The organism is Anaerobranca gottschalkii DSM 13577 (assembly GCF_900111575.1).
GTDB classification, from domain to species: Bacteria; Bacillota; Proteinivoracia; order Proteinivoracales; family Proteinivoracaceae; genus Anaerobranca; species Anaerobranca gottschalkii.
Genome location: NZ_FOIF01000006.1, coordinates 1 through 17247 on the forward strand (window position 1 = coordinate 1; position 17247 = coordinate 17247).

General features: G+C 35.8%; 19 protein-coding genes. 16 read left to right on the forward strand and 3 right to left on the reverse strand.

Annotated elements, in window-relative coordinates:
• A partial coding sequence (locus tag BMX60_RS12180; protein ID WP_423230153.1) for a hypothetical protein occupies nucleotides 1-237 on the reverse strand: 237 nt, incomplete at its 3' end.
• A 155-nt stretch (nucleotides 238-392) separates the two neighbouring features.
• On the opposite strand from BMX60_RS12180, the gene BMX60_RS02990 reads away from it, so the two are divergent.
• The 5 genes from BMX60_RS02990 (at nucleotide 393) to BMX60_RS03010 (ending at nucleotide 5488) form a co-directional block, all read left to right on the forward strand.
• Nucleotides 393-617, forward strand: coding sequence for a ferrous iron transport protein A (locus BMX60_RS02990; protein ID WP_091349014.1), 225 nt, complete (start codon nucleotides 393-395; stop codon nucleotides 615-617).
• Complete coding sequence (gene feoB / locus BMX60_RS02995) at nucleotides 617-2428, forward strand: ferrous iron transport protein B (protein ID WP_091349016.1); 1812 nt, start codon at nucleotides 617-619, stop codon at nucleotides 2426-2428. The genes BMX60_RS02990 and feoB overlap by 1 nt, the downstream gene beginning before the upstream one ends.
• Before the next feature lie 79 nt (nucleotides 2429-2507).
• Nucleotides 2508-3191 (forward strand): cell division ATP-binding protein FtsE, encoded by a 684-nt coding sequence (gene ftsE / locus BMX60_RS03000; RefSeq protein WP_091349019.1) that lies wholly within the window; start codon nucleotides 2508-2510, stop codon nucleotides 3189-3191.
• Nucleotides 3184-4068, forward strand: coding sequence for a permease-like cell division protein FtsX (gene ftsX, locus BMX60_RS03005; protein ID WP_091349020.1), 885 nt, complete (start codon nucleotides 3184-3186; stop codon nucleotides 4066-4068). The genes ftsE and ftsX overlap by 8 nt, the downstream gene beginning before the upstream one ends.
• 22 nt (nucleotides 4069-4090) lie before the next feature.
• Complete coding sequence (locus BMX60_RS03010) at nucleotides 4091-5488, forward strand: DUF3048 domain-containing protein (protein ID WP_091349022.1); 1398 nt, start codon at nucleotides 4091-4093, stop codon at nucleotides 5486-5488.
• Here BMX60_RS03010 and BMX60_RS03015 read toward each other — a convergent pair.
• Both BMX60_RS03015 and BMX60_RS03020 read right to left on the reverse strand, forming a co-directional pair.
• On the reverse strand, nucleotides 5485-6090 hold the full coding sequence (locus BMX60_RS03015; protein WP_091349024.1) for a class D sortase: 606 nt from the start codon (nucleotides 6088-6090) through the stop codon (nucleotides 5485-5487). The two genes, BMX60_RS03010 and BMX60_RS03015, sit on opposite strands and share 4 nt — an antisense overlap.
• On the reverse strand, nucleotides 6087-7568 hold the full coding sequence (locus tag BMX60_RS03020; protein ID WP_091349026.1) for a DUF7507 domain-containing protein: 1482 nt from the start codon (nucleotides 7566-7568) through the stop codon (nucleotides 6087-6089). The genes BMX60_RS03015 and BMX60_RS03020 overlap by 4 nt, the downstream gene beginning before the upstream one ends.
• Nucleotides 7569-7751: 183 nt before the next feature.
• Between BMX60_RS03020 and BMX60_RS03025 the strand changes: the two genes are divergently transcribed.
• The 11 genes from BMX60_RS03025 to BMX60_RS03075 all read left to right on the forward strand — a co-directional run bounded on the left by BMX60_RS03025 (nucleotide 7752) and on the right by BMX60_RS03075 (nucleotide 17110).
• Nucleotides 7752-7922, forward strand: a complete 171-nt coding sequence (locus BMX60_RS03025) for a DUF362 domain-containing protein (protein ID WP_091349029.1) — start codon at nucleotides 7752-7754, stop codon at nucleotides 7920-7922.
• Nucleotides 7923-8096: 174 nt separating this feature from the next.
• Nucleotides 8097-9077, forward strand: coding sequence for a beta-ketoacyl-ACP synthase III (locus BMX60_RS03030; protein ID WP_091349030.1), 981 nt, complete (start codon nucleotides 8097-8099; stop codon nucleotides 9075-9077).
• Between the two features lie 11 nt (nucleotides 9078-9088).
• Nucleotides 9089-10036 carry an enoyl-[acyl-carrier-protein] reductase FabK gene (fabK, locus tag BMX60_RS03035; RefSeq protein ID WP_091349033.1) on the forward strand — a complete coding sequence of 316 codons (948 nt, stop codon included), beginning with the start codon at nucleotides 9089-9091 and terminating at the stop codon, nucleotides 10034-10036.
• A complete protein-coding gene (gene fabD, locus BMX60_RS03040) occupies nucleotides 10029-10964 on the forward strand; it encodes an ACP S-malonyltransferase (RefSeq protein WP_207648382.1) in 936 nt (311 codons plus the stop codon). The genes fabK and fabD overlap by 8 nt, the downstream gene beginning before the upstream one ends.
• Before the next feature lie 13 nt (nucleotides 10965-10977).
• Nucleotides 10978-11721, forward strand: coding sequence for a 3-oxoacyl-[acyl-carrier-protein] reductase (fabG, locus tag BMX60_RS03045; protein ID WP_091349039.1), 744 nt, complete (start codon nucleotides 10978-10980; stop codon nucleotides 11719-11721).
• Nucleotides 11722-11753: 32 nt separating this feature from the next.
• Nucleotides 11754-12995: a beta-ketoacyl-ACP synthase II gene (fabF, locus tag BMX60_RS03050; RefSeq protein ID WP_091349041.1), complete on the forward strand. Its 1242-nt coding sequence runs from the start codon at nucleotides 11754-11756 to the stop codon at nucleotides 12993-12995.
• Nucleotides 12983-13435 carry a 3-hydroxyacyl-ACP dehydratase FabZ gene (fabZ, locus tag BMX60_RS03055; RefSeq protein ID WP_091349044.1) on the forward strand — a complete coding sequence of 151 codons (453 nt, stop codon included), beginning with the start codon at nucleotides 12983-12985 and terminating at the stop codon, nucleotides 13433-13435. Before fabF ends, fabZ begins: the two co-directional genes overlap by 13 nt.
• Before the next feature lie 15 nt (nucleotides 13436-13450).
• A complete protein-coding gene (gene accB / locus BMX60_RS03060) occupies nucleotides 13451-13936 on the forward strand; it encodes an acetyl-CoA carboxylase biotin carboxyl carrier protein (protein ID WP_091349047.1) in 486 nt (161 codons plus the stop codon).
• 13 nt (nucleotides 13937-13949) lie between these two features.
• A complete protein-coding gene (gene accC / locus BMX60_RS03065; RefSeq protein WP_091349049.1) occupies nucleotides 13950-15290 on the forward strand; it encodes an acetyl-CoA carboxylase biotin carboxylase subunit in 1341 nt (446 codons plus the stop codon).
• Nucleotides 15291-15305: 15 nt separating this feature from the next.
• Entirely contained in the window at nucleotides 15306-16169 is an 864-nt protein-coding gene (gene accD / locus BMX60_RS03070; protein ID WP_091349052.1) for an acetyl-CoA carboxylase, carboxyltransferase subunit beta, read from the forward strand.
• The gene (locus tag BMX60_RS03075) at nucleotides 16163-17110 is read left to right on the forward strand and encodes an acetyl-CoA carboxylase carboxyltransferase subunit alpha (protein ID WP_091349055.1); all 948 of its coding nucleotides are present in this window, start codon (nucleotides 16163-16165) and stop codon (nucleotides 17108-17110) included. Before accD ends, BMX60_RS03075 begins: the two co-directional genes overlap by 7 nt.
• Nucleotides 17111-17247: the final 137 nt, after the last annotated feature.

Consider the following 17247-nt stretch of genomic DNA (forward strand, 5'->3'; position numbering starts at 1 on the left):
TCTACCCTTATTTGAATAATTAGCAATTAAGCTAGAAAAATCCATCTCCTCCATTACTTTTTTTAGGGTATAGACTGGATCGTCTGACGGTAATCCTATTTGATAAAGATCAAAATTAATTTCCTGTTGCCCTTTTTCGAAAAATTGGTTATAATAGAATTCATTGGAATAACAGTTTATTTTTCTCATAGTTATATTATACAATATAACTAAGGAAAAGTGGTCAATCTTGATCATCTTTTCCATTTTTTTATATAAAAAAGTCAGCTAACTCTTATGAGTCAAGCTGACTTTTTTGGTGCCTATTTCCCGACAGCCCCCTTTTATTTTTTATTCAATTTTTTTCATCCTGAAGAATATATAGAATATATAAAAACTTTAGGAGGATAACTATGTTTTTAAGTGATTGTAAACGGGGAGACCAAGTGGAAATTGTAGAAATAACTGACAATTGGGGGAGAGAGCAAGCTATTCGCTTTGGTATTGCTAAAGGAAGTAAAGTAATCTGCCAAGCTGTTATTCCTAACGGGCCAGTAGTCATAAAAAAAGGGCAAGGAACAATTGCTATAGGCTACCCTGTAGCATCAAAAATCATAGTTAAAAGGAGGTGGAGATAATGGCTGTAATTGCTTTAGTAGGAAATCCCAATGTAGGTAAATCTATTTTTTTTAATTACTTAACAGGTAATTACGTAGATGTTTCAAATTTTCCAGGAACAACGGTAGATATCAGTAGTGGTAAGTTAGGAGAACACTTAATTATCGATACACCTGGTGTATACGGTATATCATCCTTTAATGATGAAGAAAAAGTGACTAAAAAGGTAGTATTAGATGCCGATATGGTAATTAATGTTGTAGATGCCAATAACTTAGATAGAGATCTTTTTCTAACTTTGCAATTACTAGATATGGGTAAACCTATGGTAATTGCTTTAAATATGATCGATGAAGCTGAAAAAAATGGTAGGGAAATAGATATAGAAGAATTATCTTCATTATTAGGAGTAGATGTCATTCCAACCATAGCAGTTAAAAAAATCGGTTTAGCAAAGGTAAAAAGGGCTTTAAATTCATTTAAAATTGGGAAGTTAGATCAAAAGTTATTGAAGGACATCCAAAGTATAAAAACAACAAAAAAACCTTCTATCCAAGAAGGAATTTTATTGTTAGAAGAAGACCCTGAAATGTTGAAAAAATATCGAATTTCTTCTAGAAATTTACGGGAAGAGTACTATTTGTATAGAAGGGAACGGGTAAATGAAATTTGTTCTAAAGTTATTAATGATATAAGTAATTGGAAAAGGGGGAGGAGTTTTTCTGAAAAACTAAATTATCTTTTAATACATCCAGTCTATGGATTTATTATTCTTATTGTTATATTAGCAGTAGTATATACCTTTGTAGGAAAGTTAGTTTCAGGATATGTAGTAGATTTTACTGAAGGGTATCTTATGGAAGAACTAATCCTTCCTGGGTTAATAAAGTTAGCTAGCAAATGGATTACCCCCCAATCCTTAATTGGCAACTTAATGTTAGGAGAATTTGGTTTTTTTACTTTAACTATTAAATATTTAATTGGATTACTTTTACCTTTAGTAGTGAGTTTCTTTTTTGTAATGTCTCTAATGGAAGATAGTGGTTATTTGCCTAGGGTTGCTGTTTTATTAGATAAACATTTATCTAAAATTGGGTTAAATGGCAAAGGAATTATTCCTATAATCCTTGGATTTGGTTGTGTAACCATGGCCACAATTACCACAAGGATATTGGGAACTCAGAAGGAGAGGACAATAGCTACAATTCTTTTAGCTATAAGTATACCTTGTAGTGCTCAAATGGCTGTGATTTTAGGATTATTATCTTCACTAGGTGGATATTACATAACTATTTATATATTGACGATGATCTTTATATTTATAATTATTGGAAAGTTAACATCCCTATTGCTACCTGGCAAATCTAATCCTCTACTTTTAGATTTACCTAACTTGAGATTTCCTAAGATGAAAAATGTCTTTAAAAAAACATATTATAAGACTTTGGGTTTTTTGCAAGATGCCTTACCTTTATTTACTATAGGAGCTATGCTAATAGGTGGATTAAATTATTTCAATATACTAGATAGGTTTCAATCTTATTTATCACCATTAACAGTCAATTGGCTCAAATTGCCTAAAGAAACGGCAAATATCTTTATTATGGGACTGATTCGTAGGGATTTTGGAACAGCGGGGTTAATCAGTTTAACTTTAACTCCAGAGCAAACTTTGATTTCATTAGTTACAATAACCTTATTTGTTCCTTGTATTGCCAGTATAATGGTAATTTTAAAAGAACGGGGTATTTTTACAGGGATCATAACCATCCTTTTAAGTATCTCCATTGCCTTTTTCACTGGAGGGTTATTGGCAAGTTTAGTTTTATAAATCCTAAAAAGTATGCAGGATTATCTGGAATTTTGTCGTATTATTTTATGTGGGGATATTTGGAAAGGAGTTGCTTATGTTGATTGAAATTAAAAATGCAAGTAAAGTGTATAATGGCAGTAATGTCCCAGCATTAGAGGAAATATCTTTAAAGGTAGAACCTGGGGAATTTGTCTTTTTAGTAGGACCTAGTGGTGCTGGCAAAAGTACTTTAATAAAGTTGATTTTCCGGGAACAATTACCTACAAAAGGGCAAATATTTTTTAGGGGTAAAGATATAGCCCAGTATACTAAAAAAGAGCTTTTGGAACACCGCCGTCATATTGGTATGGTCTTTCAAGATTATAAATTAATTAAAGGGAAAACAGTTTTTGAAAATGTCGCCTTTGCCTTAGAAGTATTGGGAAGGCCTCCTAAAGAAATAAGAAGAAGGGTAAATGAAGCTTTGGAAAAAGTTGGGCTTAGCCATAAAAAAGATAAATTCCCTAAAGAACTATCCGGTGGAGAGCAACAAAGGGTTGGCATAGCCAGGGCAATTGTTAAAGAACCCCTTTTAATATTAGCAGATGAGCCAACGGGAAATTTAGACCGGGATAATGCTTTACAGATCATGGAACTTTTCCAAAAAATAAATAAAGAAGGAACAACTGTTGTAATTGCCACCCATGCTTGGGACCTTGTAGATCTTATGCAAAAAAGGGTTGTGGCATTATCAGGAGGTATGTTAACTAGGGACGGTCAGGGAGGTTACAGCAATGAATAGATATGCCTTTTATTATAGTTTTAAACAAAGTGTACAATCCCTAACGAGGAACTCATGGCTTGCAGGAATTACCTCTGGTCTTATTGCTATTTCACTGGTAATATTAGGGGGATTTTTATTACTTACCGTCAATGTCAATCAATTTATGTTTAATATTCAATCTAATGTGGAAATAGGTGTATTCTTAAAAGATAATATAGATCTTCAAGATATAGAAAACAAAATTTCAGCAATACCCCATGTGGTAAGTTATTCTTATATTCCAAAGGAACAGGGTTTAAAGGATTTTGCAAAAACCTTGGGGGATCCAACTCTAGTTAAAGATTTAGAAGGAGAAAACAACCCTTTGCCAGATTTAATCAGGATTCGAGTTTCAGACCCAGAAAAAGTAGCTTCTGTAGCTGAAACCATTAGGTTATACCCTGAAGTAGAAATGGTGGATTATGGAGAGGAATTAGTTAGTAAAGTAATTCAAATTACCCGTAAATTAAACACCCTCCTTTTAGCACTGAGTATTTCCATCGCCTTTGGAGCAGTGTTTTTAATTGTAACAATTATTCGTTTATCTGTAGTAGCCCGTCAAGAGGAAGTAACTGTGATGAAATATCTAGGTGCCAGTGATAATTATATTAAGTTCCCTTTCTTAATGGAAGGAATGGTAATGGGCTGGACGGGAACACTATTAGCAGTTATAGTATTAGCCCTATTATATAGTCAATTAGTAGCTTCATTGAAGGGAGATGCATTAACTTTACTGTTTCAACCAGTAACTGATACTGGTAGAATCTTACCAATATTTATTGGATTATCGGTGGTAGGGACAATAGTAGGCGGTTTTGGTAGTATTATCTCTATTAGAAAATACTTACGGGTTTAGCGTAAAATGAGGAGTGATCTAATTGGGTCGTTATATAACGTTATTTTTGATAATCGCACTATTTTTTTCAGGGACTGTATCTCCTGTTTATGCAAATAATAGGGGAAATATCGATGAACTTAAAAAAGAAATCTCTGAATTAGAAAAGATGATTAAACTTCTAAATGAGGATATAGATAATAGATTAAAAAGAATAGAAGAACTAGAAAAAGAGCTTGTCTATACAGAAAGGGAAATGAAAAGAAATGAGGAAAAATTAGCTCAAGCCCAACAAAGGTATGAAGAGATCTTAAAACACTTTGCCGGTAGGGTACGGAGTGCTTACATGAAAGGTGGTGCCTCCTACATAGAAATTTTGTTGGATGCAGAAAGCTTTGGAGAGTTAATCATTAGATTAGCTTATTTAAGAAATATATTAAACAGAGATGCCTTATTAGTTAGTGGTATTAGAGAGGAAAGGGATGAAATAAATAACCGTCAGCTAGCAATGGAAAAACAGCGGAAAATAATAGAAGACCGCCGTTATCAAATGCAAGCTGAACGCCTTAACTTAGAGGAACAACGAAAGGCATTGAATAAACTTTTAAATGCCTCTAAAGAAAATTTAGCGGAAGAATTGGCAGCTTTACCCCAAGCGGAAAGTAAACCTATATATGGAGTTGTTTATGATAATCATCCTAAAGCCCGTCCTCAACATGGCTTAGCAAAAGCCAGTGTTGTTTATGAGTATGAAGTGGAAGGACTTATTACCCGCTATTTAGCCCTTTTTGCCGATTTACCAACTAAAGTTGGACCTATCCGCAGTGCCAGGGAACATAGTACAATGTTAGCCTGGGAAAATGGTGTGAATTTCATCTCTGCCGGTGGAAGTAAAGATAACTTAGATAGAATAGCCCAGTGGGGAGTAAGCTATACTAATGCTTTAGCTCATCCTGCATTTTATCGAGACTCTTCTAGATCTGCACCCCATAATTTATACGTAAATTTAGCGACATTAAATAGGGCTACACCTTCTGGGGAAAGGGTTATTCGTCCTGGAAATTTAAGTCGAAAGGGGCAGCCAGCTAATACAATAACTATTTCATACAGTAATACTTACAAGGTTATTTATCAATATGATAGGGAAAAAAAGGCATATAAGCGGTTGATAAATGATGTTCCCCATAAAGATGCTACAGGGGAAGAAATATGGGCTAGAAATGTTATTATCCAATACACTGCCCATCCCACAGATATATTCCGTCGTCCTACCCCTGAAGTAGTAGGAGAAGGGGTTATTGATTTTTATGCTATGGGTCAACATTTTAGAGGAAAATGGGTAAAAGAAAGTCCAAGTTCGCCAACCCGTTTCTTCTATGAAGATGGTCAGGAAATTGAACGGATTTATGGCCAAACTTGGATACAAATTGCCAGACCTTAATAAATTATTTTTCCCCGAACTATCAGTCTATGGGTACCACTTTGGGGATGACAGGTTATTAGAGTTATAATAGGTTCTTGAGTATTATTTAGTACCCATACTTCTGAAGGTTCAACAATGAAAATTTCGTATACTTCATAAGTGTAGGAACTATTATTAAAATCTAAAGTAATCATGTCGCCAATTTCAAGTTCTTGAAGGCGGTTGAAATATGAACCATAGGTTCTACCTCTGTGAGCTGCAATAACTGTGTTCCCCTTTGGAGGAAAAGCAGTACCTTTAACTATTGCAGCTCCTTTTTTTAGGTTATTGGAAGTAGCATCATAATAAACTGGTAGTGTAACATCTATTTTAGAAATTGTAATTATCCCTAAGACATCCTTAAGAATAGAACTTTCTTTTTTAGCAGGTTGGCTTTCTTCTTCATAATTTACATTTTCCCTTAAATCTTCAAATAAATAGCTGGAATTTTCAAAGGAGTAGGTATAGTTATAAAAAATCTTTTTTTGTTCATGTTTAATATAAATATCTTTTAATATAGGGTAAAGAAGGATAACTATACCTATGAAAATTAAAAGATAACCAAGGGTTTTTTTAATCATCTTTTTAAAAGACTAAGCTTAAAACCTGCTAAAATCAATAGTAATCCTAACATTAAGAAGTAAATATATTGTATTTGTCCTGTCTTAGGCAATTCAGGATCTTCAGGTTCAGTGGGATCTTCCGGTTCTGTTGGCTCATCTGGTTCAGTAGGTTTTATTACTGTAACAGTGGCAGTGGATTCACTTTCAATAACAGTTCCTTTGTACAAAGCTTGAACTTTAGCGGTATTAATTAATTGGCCAACATCTTCTAAGGTAGTATGATACTCTACTTGGAATTGGTATATTTCACCTTTTCCAAGGCTTTCTATATAGTATTGGAAATCTTCACCGAATAATGGATCTGTTACGATAATATCCCTTAAGCTTTCTGATCCTTCGTTGTATTCTGTGGTATTTTCTATTGTAATGGTATAGACTATTATTTCACCGGCAATAACTTCTTCTTTATCAGGAGTTTTTGTAATAGAGATTGATGGAATTGTACATTTAACGCCACTACTAGCTTTAACATCATGTAGTTTGCCATCTACAAAGATTCTAACAGTATTAGGACCTGATATAGTAGATGTTTCAAAAGTTAGAATATCGTTAGCTGCAATAATTAAGGTACCCGTTTGAGTACTTCCATAGAGATCCCAGGAAAATTCTATATCGAAGGGATTTAAGTTCGTTACTCTCCATCTTCTAGTTTCTTCCGGGTTATTGGAACAGATAGAAGTTAGTATTAACTTGCGGAAAATAATAGCTTCATCCCAGTCTTCTACCAATATTTCGTTATAGTATCCTTTTACATTAGCTTTATTTTTAATAGGGAAAGTAATGTCATTAGGTATTTTATATTCTTTAGTATAGATATAAGTTTCACCTGCTTTAAGAAGGGGGAATTCTTCTTGCCAGCATTCTCCAAATAATTCATCAGTTAGTACTATATCTGTTAAATCTACATTTCCGATGTTTTTTACTTCAAAGGTGAAAGTAATTGTTTCGCCAGGTTTTGAATACTGATGGGATACTTCTTTATTAAGGGAAATTAAGGGTACATCTTGTTCATGGCATAGGACGACACAGTCCTCACTCCACAACACTCCGATACCGGGATGTCCTGGCCTTTGATAAGCTTTAAATTTGTAAACACCGATGGTGGATTCAAGGTTCAACTCCTGTAAATTTACTGTTATAATATAATGTTCATTGCTTTTTAACGGAGGGATGACCCCTGAAGCTACAATTTCACCGTTTTTTGGATTACCTTTTTCAGAATAATACAGTTCCCAGCTGCTTTCTCCTGCCATTTCAGAACCGCCATTAATAATTTTAGCACTAACTTCAGAACAACTGCTTTGACATCCAAATTCATTGTCAAACTTTAAAGAACTTCGATCCCAATCGACTATTGCTTGGGCAGTTAAACTAAAATTCGTTACAAAAATTAGTATCAGAACTATTAGTATAGAAAAAACTTTTTTCTTTTTCATTGTCTTCACCTCACTTTATTAGGTACGGTGAAGTATATGAGAAAGATTTTTATTTTGTTACTTTAAAATTAAAAAATAAAGGGAAAATCAAAAAAAATTTATTAAAATTGTGGTCAGATTTTATAGTCTGTGATATAATGGGGATGAAATATATGTCAAATATATTTAAGGGGGTGCCTTAAAATGGCTTATAAAATTTCTAACGCTTGCATCGAATGTGGTGCATGTGAGGGTAGCTGCCCAGTATCTGCTATTTCTGCAGGTGAAGGTCAATACATAATTGATGCTGATGCATGTATCGATTGTGGTGCATGTGCAGACACTTGCCCTGTAGAGGCTATTTCAGCTGAATAATTCACTTGTCTAAAAATATGACCGACTTTAATGTCGGTCATATTTTTTTGTAACTAGGAAAAACTACTTGAAAACATACTCACTTTAAATTATAATTATTACCAAGTAATAATATTAGAATATATGAATAGATATTATTATAAAGGAGTATAAATTGAAAAGGAGGGATTTTTGATGGGCTTTAATGTAAAAATTTCTGGGGTGGGATATTCCCTCCCTGATAAAATATTGACTAATAGAGAGCTGGAAAAAATGGTAGAAACTTCAGATGAATGGATTACTCAAAGGACAGGGATAAAAGAAAGGCGTATTGCCAAAGAGGATCAACCGACATCATATTTTGCTACCGAGGCGGCAGAAAAGGCACTAGCTATGGCAGGTTTATCTCCACAAGAATTAGATTTAATAATTTTAGGAACAGTTACACCGGATATGTCTTTTCCCTCTACCGCTTGTATAGTTCAAAAAAATATCGGTGCAGAAAAGGCGGCAGCCTTCGATATCCAAGCTGCTTGTACAGGATTTATTTACGGTTTAGCAGTAGGAACTCAATTTATTCACAATGGGATCTATAAAAATGTTTTAGTAATCGGTGCTGAAACATTATCAAAAATTACTGACTATACCGATAGAAACACCTGTGTATTATTTGGTGATGGAGCAGGGGCTGTGGTACTTTCTCCTTCTTCTGAAGAAGGAATTATTTCAATCCATCTAGGGGCAGATGGAAGGGGTGGAGATCTTTTGACAAGACCTGCCGGTGGTTCTTTAAAGCCTATTACTTTAGAAAATATTTCAAGTGGTGAACAATATATTAAAATGGCGGGGCAAGAGGTATTTAAATTTGCCGTTAAAATAATCAATGAAACTAGTAAAGAATGTTTAGAAAAAGGAAATCTTACTAATAAAGATATTGATTTTTTTATCCCCCATCAGGCAAATACTAGAATAATTGAATCAGCGGTTAAGAGATTAGAGATTCCTAAAGAGAAGGTATATGTTAATTTAGAAAAATATGGCAATATGTCTGCTGCATCAATTCCAGTAGCTTTAGGAGAAGCAGTGGAAAAAGGGTTAATAAAAAAGGGAGATAAAGTTTTAATGGTAGGCTTTGGTGGAGGTTTAACTTGGGGTGGAACAATTATCCAGTGGTAGGAGGTTAAAAAATGATTAGGACTAAACTTTGTGATATGTTAGAAATAAAATATCCAATTATTCAAGGGGGGATGGCTTGGTTAGCTACATATGAGCTGGCTGCAGCTGTTTCAGAAGCCGGTGGCTTAGGGATAATAGGGGCTGGAAATGCTCCACCTTCTTGGGTTGAAGAACAAATTGATAAACTGAGGGAAAGGACAGATAAGCCCTTTGGTGTAAATGTTATGCTTCTTTCCCCTTATGCTTCACAGGTAATAGATGTGGTAATAAAAAAGAGGGTTCCTGTAGTTACAACAGGTGCTGGGAACCCAGGACCATATGTGGAAAAATTAAAGGAAGCAGGTTGTAAAATTATCCCAGTTGTACCTTCTGTAGCATTAGCTAAGAGAATGGAAAGAATTGGAGTAGATGCAATTATTGGAGAAGGGATGGAAGCAGGGGGACATATCGGCGATTTAACGACTATGGTAATGATTCCCCAGTTAGTTGATGCAGTTGAAATTCCGGTAATCGCAGCCGGTGGTATTGGTGATGGTCGATCTTTTGCAGCAGCATTGGCTTTAGGAGCCCAAGGAATTCAAGTTGGTACCCGTTTTGTCTGTGCCCAGGAATGTATTGCCCATCCGGCATATAAAGAGATGTTTATTAAAGCAAAGGATCGGGATACTGTGGTAACGGGAAGGAGTACCGGTCATCCGGTAAGGAGTTTGAAAAACAAATTTGTTAAAGAATTTGAACTAAAGGAAAAAGAAGGTGTAGACCCCCAAGAATTAGAAAAACTAGGAGTAGGTAGATATAGATTAGCGGCTATTGAAGGGGATGTAGTCCAAGGAAGTGTATTAGCTGGTCAAGTGGCTGCAATGATTACAAAGGTAGAACCGGCAAAAGATATTATTGAAGAACTAGTAGCAGATTGTTATAATACCATTAAATTTATGGGGAGGATATATGGTGAATAAATTAGCTTTCCTTTTTCCAGGTCAAGGTTCCCAGGTAGTAGGGATGGGTCAGGGGCTAAGGGAAAACTATTCCCTTGCCCGGGAAATTATAGATAAATGTAATAATATTTTAGGTTATGACCTTTGGGAAATTATCCAAAAGGGACCAAAAGAAGAATTAGATTTAACGGAAAATACTCAACCTGCTATTTTAACTATCAGCTACATATTGTCGGAATTATTAAAAGAAGCTGGAGTTAAACCAGAAAATGCAGCGGGCTTGAGTTTAGGGGAATATAGTGCTCTAGTCTATGGAGGGGTAATCTCCTATGAAAATGCCCTCCCTCTAGTAAAAAAAAGGGGAGAAATTATGCAAAGGGCTGTCCCTCTAGGAACTGGAGGTATGGTAGCTTTATTGGGAGCAACTGTAGATAAAGTGGAGTCTTTTTTAAAAGATATTAAGGGAGGTTATGTCCAGGTCGCCAATTATAACTGCCCAGGACAATATGTAGTTACAGGAGAAACCTCTGCAATAGCTGAAGTGATAGAAAAGGCCAAGGATTATGGGATTAAAAGGGCAGTAAAATTAGATGTCAGTGGTCCTTTTCATTCAAAATTCTTAGAAAAAGCTGGCTTAGAGCTAAAAGGGGAATTAGAAAAAATTCCTTTTAATGAACCCCAAATCAACATATATAGTAATGTTACAGCCCAAAGGTATAGGGATAGGGAAGAAATAAAGGATTTATTAGTAAAACAAGTTAGCCACTCTGTTCTTTGGGAACAGACTATTGAAAATATGATTAACCAAGGAGTTGAAGGATTTGTGGAAGTAGGACCACAAAAAACTTTGTCAGCCATGGTAAAAAAAATATCAGCAAAAGTTTGGGTGAAAAATGTAGAGGACTCTAAGACTTTAGAGGAATTTCTCCAATTTTATCAAAGGATGTAAGGAGGGGAAAGGAATGAAGTTAAAAGGTAAAGTTGCAGTGGTAACAGGTGCTTCTAGGGGTATTGGAAAAGCTATTGCTTTAAAACTAGCAAAAGAAGGTGCCTCAGTTGTTGTTAATTATAATTCCAGTGAGGAAGAAGCTCAAAAGGTTGTCAATGCCATTTTAGAAATAGGTGGAAAAGGAATAGCTGTAAGGGGGAATATTGCAGATTATAATGAGAGTCAGCAACTGATAGAAAAAGCCCTAGAGGAATTTCAGAAGATAGATATATTAGTAAATAATGCGGGGATAACCAGAGATAACTTATTACTTCGGATGAGTGAAGAAGATTTTGATCAAGTTGTAGACGTAAATTTAAAGGGCTATTTTAATTGTACAAAGGCAGTTATTAGGCCGATGTTAAAAAATAAAAAGGGTAAAATAATTAATATAACTTCAGTTATTGGAATCACAGGGAATGTAGGGCAAAGTAATTATGCTGCTGCTAAAGCTGGGGTTATTGGTTTTACTAAATCTTTGGCAAAGGAATTAGGGGGCAAAGGTATCAATGTCAATGCAGTAGCTCCAGGATTTATTCAAACAGATATGACAGATAAACTACCAGAGGAAATTAAAAAGAAAATTGGTGAAAATATCCCTTTAAAAACCTTTGGAAAGCCAGAAGATGTGGCGGCATTGGTTGTATTTTTGGCAAGTGACGACAGTGATTATATTACTGGTCAAACCATAGGGGTAGATGGTGGATTAGCAATATAAAACCTAAAATAGATAGTTTGAGGAGGGTCAGTATGAAAAAGCGAGTTGTGGTTACCGGAATGGGAGTCGTTACTCCCTTAGGGAATACAATAGAAGAATTTTGGAATAATTTATTAAAGGGAGTAAGTGGAGTAGATTATATAACCTATTTCGATACCGAAGATTTTCCTACAAAAATAGGGGCTCAGGTTAAGGATTTTCAAGGTGAAAAATACATGGATAAAAAAGATGTTAAAAAGACTGATAAATTTGTCCAGTACGCTATAGCTGCAGCAATTGAAGGATGGAAAGATGCCGGGTTTAAAGAAGGAGAATATAATCCCCATAAGGTTGGAGTGATTATTGGTTCTGGAATTGGTGGTATAGAAACCTTTGAACAACAACATAAAATTTATTTGGAAAAAGGTGTTAGAAGAATCAGTCCCTTTTTTGTTCCAATGATGATTTCTAATATGGCGGCAGGTGGTGTATCTATTGCTTTAGGTGCAAAAGGACCTGTTTCCTCTGTAGTTACCGCTTGTGCAACAGGAACTAATGCCATTGGCGATGCCTTTAAAATTATCCAACGGGGAGATGCCGATGTAATGGTTGCAGGGGGGGCTGAAGCAGCTATCACCCCTATGGGCTTAGGTGGTTTTTGTACTGCCCGGGCTGTTTCTACAAATAATGATAATCCCCAAAAGGCCAGCAGACCCTTTGATAAAAACCGAGATGGTTTTGTAATGGGAGAAGGGGCCGGTGTAGTAATTTTAGAATCCTTAGAACATGCCCAAGCTAGAGGTGCTAAAATTTTAGCAGAAGTTATAGGTTACGGTTGGGCATCCGATGCCTTCCATGTAGTACAACCTGCTCCTGGTGGTGAAGGGGGAGCAAGGGCTATGGAATTGGCTTTAATTGATGCTGGAATAGCTCCAGAAAAAATTGATTATATAAATGCCCATGGGACTAGTACTGATTTTAACGACCGTCTTGAAACCGAAGCTATTAAAAGTATTTTTAAAGAACATGCCTATAAATTAAATATCAGTTCTACTAAGTCAATGACCGGTCATTTATTAGGGGCAGCCGGTGCTATAGAATTTATAGCTTGTGTTATGACTGTTTTGGAAGATAAAATTCATCCTACAATTAATTATGAAACTCCAGACCCCGATTGTGATTTAAATTATACACCTAATAAGTTTGTAGAGAGAACTGTAAATTATGCAATGAGTAATTCATTAGGTTTTGGCGGTCATAACGGAACATTGGTGGTGAAAAAATGGGTAGATTAGAAAACTTAAATATTGAAGATATTAAAAAAATAATTCCCCATCGCTATCCCTTTTTGTTAGTGGATAGAATTGAGGAAGTAGAATTAGGTAAAAGGGCAGTGGGATATAAATGTGTAACTGCCAATGAAGAGTTTTTTCAAGGACATTTCCCTAATTATCCTGTAATGCCAGGGGTTTTGATGGTTGAAGCTATGGCTCAAGTAGGGGCAGTTGCCCTTTTGGCTATGGAAGAAAATAAGGGAAGGTTAGCTTTTTTTGCAGGTATAGAAAAAGTTCGTTTTAAAAAGCAGGTAATTCCCGGTGACTTGTTGAAAATAGAAGTGGAAATCCTGTCTTTAAGGGGACCTTTAGGAAAAGGAAAAGGGACAATAACGGTAGATGGCAAAGTCGCGGTAACCGGTGAACTCCTCTTTGCTTTAGGTGAAGGAATAAAAAGTTAGATAAGGAGGGATATTTTGAAGGTAGAAGATATCATTAAAATAATTGAAGCATTAGGGAAAGCAGAACTGACAGAATTTTATCTAGAAAGCCATGATTTTGTCCTTAAAATGGGTAAAGGTACTGCTAATAACTATGAACAGATAGAAAAAGGAGAAAAAAGGGGATTAGTTGAGGCTGTAGAGAAAAAAGAATTACCTTTAGAAGGAAGAAATAATATAGATAAATTTAAAGAAGTTCCTAAAGAAAATAATAAAGAAAATCTGGTGAAAATCACTTCCCCGATGGTGGGAACTTTTTACAAAGCACCATCTCCCGACTCTCCACCCTTTGTTCAAGAAGGGGATATGGTTAAAAAAGGTGATACTTTGTGTATCATAGAAGCGATGAAATTGATGAATGAAATTGAATCAACGGAAAATGGCAAAGTGGTAAAGGTATTAGTGGAAAATGGTGAATTAGTGGAATACGGTCAAACCCTGTTTCTAATAGAACCGGTTTAAGGGGGAATTTTTAGTGTTTAAAAAAATTCTCATAGCAAATAGAGGAGAAATAGCTGTAAGAATAATTCGGGCTTGTAAAGAATTAGGAATCGGTACAGTTGCAGTTTACAGTCTACCGGATAAAGATTCTTTACACGTAGCATTAGCCGATGAAGCTATCTGTATTGGTCCTGCTAATCCCAAAGAAAGTTATTTAAATATGCAAAATTTAATTACCGCTGCCAAAGCTACCATGGCAGAGGCCATCCATCCTGGCTATGGATTTTTGGCGGAAAATCCTGCCTTTGCAGAACTCTGTGCCCAATGTAATATTACCTTTATCGGTCCTAATCCGTCCTCTATAGAGCAAATGGGGCAAAAGGCGGTTGCCAGGGAAAAAATGATAGCTGCCCAAGTGCCAGTAGTTCCAGGAAGCCATGGGATAGTTGAAGATATAGAAGAAGGTGTAAAGATAGCGAAAGAAATTGGTTTCCCTGTTTTGATTAAGGCTACTGCCGGTGGTGGTGGTAAGGGAATGAGGCTTGCTCAAAATCTAGAGGGATTCAAAAAAGCTATGGAATTAGCCCAACAAGAAGCTTTAAATGCCTTTGGAAACAGTGGAGTATATATAGAGAAGTTTATCGAAAAACCAAGACATATAGAAATTCAGATTTTGGCAGATAAACATGGCAATGTAGTTCATTTAGGAGAAAGGGAATGTTCTATCCAAAGGCGTCATCAAAAGTTGATTGAAGAAGCACCATCAGCGGTAATAGATGATAAACTTCGGCAAAAAATGGGGGAAACAGCAGTAAAAGCAGCGAAAGCTGTTAATTATGATAGTGTGGGGACCATTGAATTCTTGTTAGATAGCAATAATAATTTTTATTTTATGGAAATGAATACTAGGATTCAGGTGGAACACCCAGTGACTGAAATGATTACAGGAGTAGATCTAATAAAGGAACAAATTAAAGTGGCCTATGGTTTACCTTTAACTTTTAAACAAGCTGATGTAAAATTTAATGGTTGGTCTATAGAATGTAGAATCAATGCTGAAGATATAACTAAAAATTTTATGCCAACCCCAGGTAAAATAGAGAGGTTAATTATTCCTGGAGGATATGGTGTAAGGATAGATTCCTTTGTATATCAAGGGTACTCTATTTTACCCTTTTATGATTCTATGGTAGGAAAAATAATTGTTTGGGCACCGGATAGAATAGAAGCTATTAAGAAAATGGATAGGGTATTGAATGAATTTGTCATTGAAGGGGTTGCTACGACAATCCCATTAGCGATAAAAATATTAAATCATCCTAAATTTATCCAAGGAGATTATAACACTAAATTTTTAGAAGAAGAACTTCTGTAAAAAGGGGGGTAAGCTATGCTTTTTAAAAAGACTAAATATATTGCTGTAGATAGGGTTAAAACTGGAGAAGCAGCCAATGACGTCCCTAAAGGAATTGTTAGTAAATGCCCCCAATGTCAACAGGTTTTATTTCAGCGGGAATTAATCCAAAATCATAAGGTTTGTAATAAATGTGACCATCACCTTCCGTTGACTGCTAAAGAAAGGATAGATTTAATAGTAGATCATGGAACCTTTGAAGAATGGGATAGGGAAATGACCAGTAAAGATCCCTTAAACTTCCCAGAATATAAAGAAAAACTGGAAAAAAGTAAAGCTACTACTAACCTTAAAGAAGCTGTAGTAACTGGGCAAGGAAAGATCAATGGTCAAAGGGCAGCTTTAGCTGTATTAGATGGAAGTTTTATGTTAGGGAGTATGGGTTCAGTTGTTGGGGAAAAGGTTACCCGGGCGATGGAACGGGCGATCCATCAAAAAATTCCTATGATAGCTTTTACCGCTTCCGGTGGTGCTAGAATGCAAGAAAGTATTATTTCCCTCTTTCAGATGGCTAAAACCAGTGCTGCCGTCAAGAAAATGGAAGATGCAGGGATTTTATATATTACTGTTTTAACTGACCCTACTACCGGTGGTGTTACTGCAAGTTTTGCCTCCCTAGGTGATATTATTTTAGCAGAACCTAATGCACTAATTGCCTTTGCAGGCCCTAGGGTAATTGAACAAACTATAAGACAAAAACTACCGGAAGGTTTTCAAAGGGCAGAATTTTTGCTAGAACGGGGTTTTATAGATAAAGTAGTCCATAGGAAGGAATTAAAAGAGACTCTCAGTAAAATCATCTACCTCCATTCACTGAAGGGAGTGGGTAAAAAATGGTAGATAACTTAGAACAACAACTTAATGAATTAGAAAAAAGGATCAAAGATTTAAAGGAATTTGCTCTACTACAAAATATCGATTTAAATAATGAAATAGAGCTTTTAGAAAAAAAGGCCTTCTCAATTAAACAAGAACTTTATAGAAACTTGACACCGTGGCAAAAGGTGCAGATTGCTAGACACAACCAAAGGCCCACAACTTTACAATATATTAAAGGAATATTTCAAGATTTTATCGAGTTACATGGAGATAGATATTTTAAAGATGATCCAGCCATTGTTGGAGGAATTGCCCGACTTGGGGATACTCCTGTTACCGTCATAGGTCATCAAAAGGGAAAGGATACAAAGGAAAACATCTACAGAAACTTTGGAATGCCCCATCCTGAAGGGTATCGAAAAGCTTTGCGGTTAATGAAGCAAGGGGAAAAGTTTAAACGGCCAATTATCACCTTTATTGATACTCCTGGAGCCTATCCGGGATTGGGGGCAGAAGAGCGGGGACAAGGAGAAGCTATTGCTAAAAATTTAATGGAAATGGCAGGGTTGAAAGTTCCCATTATCGTTATTGTAACCGGTGAAGGAGGTAGTGGAGGTGCTTTAGCCTTAGGGGTAGGAGATAGTATTTTGATGATGGCTAACTCCGTATATTCTGTTATTTCTCCTGAAGGCTGTGCAGCAATTTTGTGGAAAGATGCTACTAGGGCCAAGGAAGCGGCAGAAGCTTTAAAGTTAACGGCCGATGACCTTTATCGCTTAAAAATCATCGATGAAATCATCCCAGAACCTCAAGGAGGAGCCCATAAAGATATCGAGAAAACTATGGCAGCGGTAAAGGAAGGGATAGAAAGACATTTAGATATTTTATCAGGTTTTACCCCTGATGAGTTAGTAAAGAGGAGATATCAAAGGCTCAGACGCATTGGGGAATATATAGAATAAGAGGACCCTATGGGGTCCTTTCAGTTTGTAGACAAAGTCATTTTTTAAAGGCTGTAGTAATTAAACATTCTAACAAAGTCTCCGTCGAGATTTAAGGCTTCTATCTAAAAGGAAGAAGGGTACCGCTCTAATTCGCC

Excerpts from the sequence above, each read along its gene's own strand:
- BMX60_RS02990 (WP_091349014.1), top strand. The coding sequence starts at position 393 with ATGTTTTTAAGTGATTGTAAACGGGGAGACCAAGTGGAAATTGTAGAA.
- feoB (WP_091349016.1), top strand. The coding sequence starts at position 617 with ATGGCTGTAATTGCTTTAGTAGGAAATCCCAATGTAGGTAAATCTATT.
- ftsX (WP_091349020.1), top strand. The coding sequence starts at position 3,184 with ATGAATAGATATGCCTTTTATTATAGTTTTAAACAAAGTGTACAATCC.
- BMX60_RS03015 (WP_091349024.1), bottom strand. The coding sequence starts at position 6,090 with ATGATTAAAAAAACCCTTGGTTATCTTTTAATTTTCATAGGTATAGTT.
- BMX60_RS03020 (WP_091349026.1), bottom strand. The coding sequence starts at position 7,568 with ATGAAAAAGAAAAAAGTTTTTTCTATACTAATAGTTCTGATACTAATT.
- BMX60_RS03025 (WP_091349029.1), top strand. The coding sequence starts at position 7,752 with ATGGCTTATAAAATTTCTAACGCTTGCATCGAATGTGGTGCATGTGAG.
- BMX60_RS03030 (WP_091349030.1), top strand. The coding sequence starts at position 8,097 with ATGGGCTTTAATGTAAAAATTTCTGGGGTGGGATATTCCCTCCCTGAT.
- fabK (WP_091349033.1), top strand. The coding sequence starts at position 9,089 with ATGATTAGGACTAAACTTTGTGATATGTTAGAAATAAAATATCCAATT.
- fabG (WP_091349039.1), top strand. The coding sequence starts at position 10,978 with ATGAAGTTAAAAGGTAAAGTTGCAGTGGTAACAGGTGCTTCTAGGGGT.
- fabF (WP_091349041.1), top strand. The coding sequence starts at position 11,754 with ATGAAAAAGCGAGTTGTGGTTACCGGAATGGGAGTCGTTACTCCCTTA.
- fabZ (WP_091349044.1), top strand. The coding sequence starts at position 12,983 with ATGGGTAGATTAGAAAACTTAAATATTGAAGATATTAAAAAAATAATT.
- accD (WP_091349052.1), top strand. The coding sequence starts at position 15,306 with ATGCTTTTTAAAAAGACTAAATATATTGCTGTAGATAGGGTTAAAACT.
- BMX60_RS03075 (WP_091349055.1), top strand. The coding sequence starts at position 16,163 with ATGGTAGATAACTTAGAACAACAACTTAATGAATTAGAAAAAAGGATC.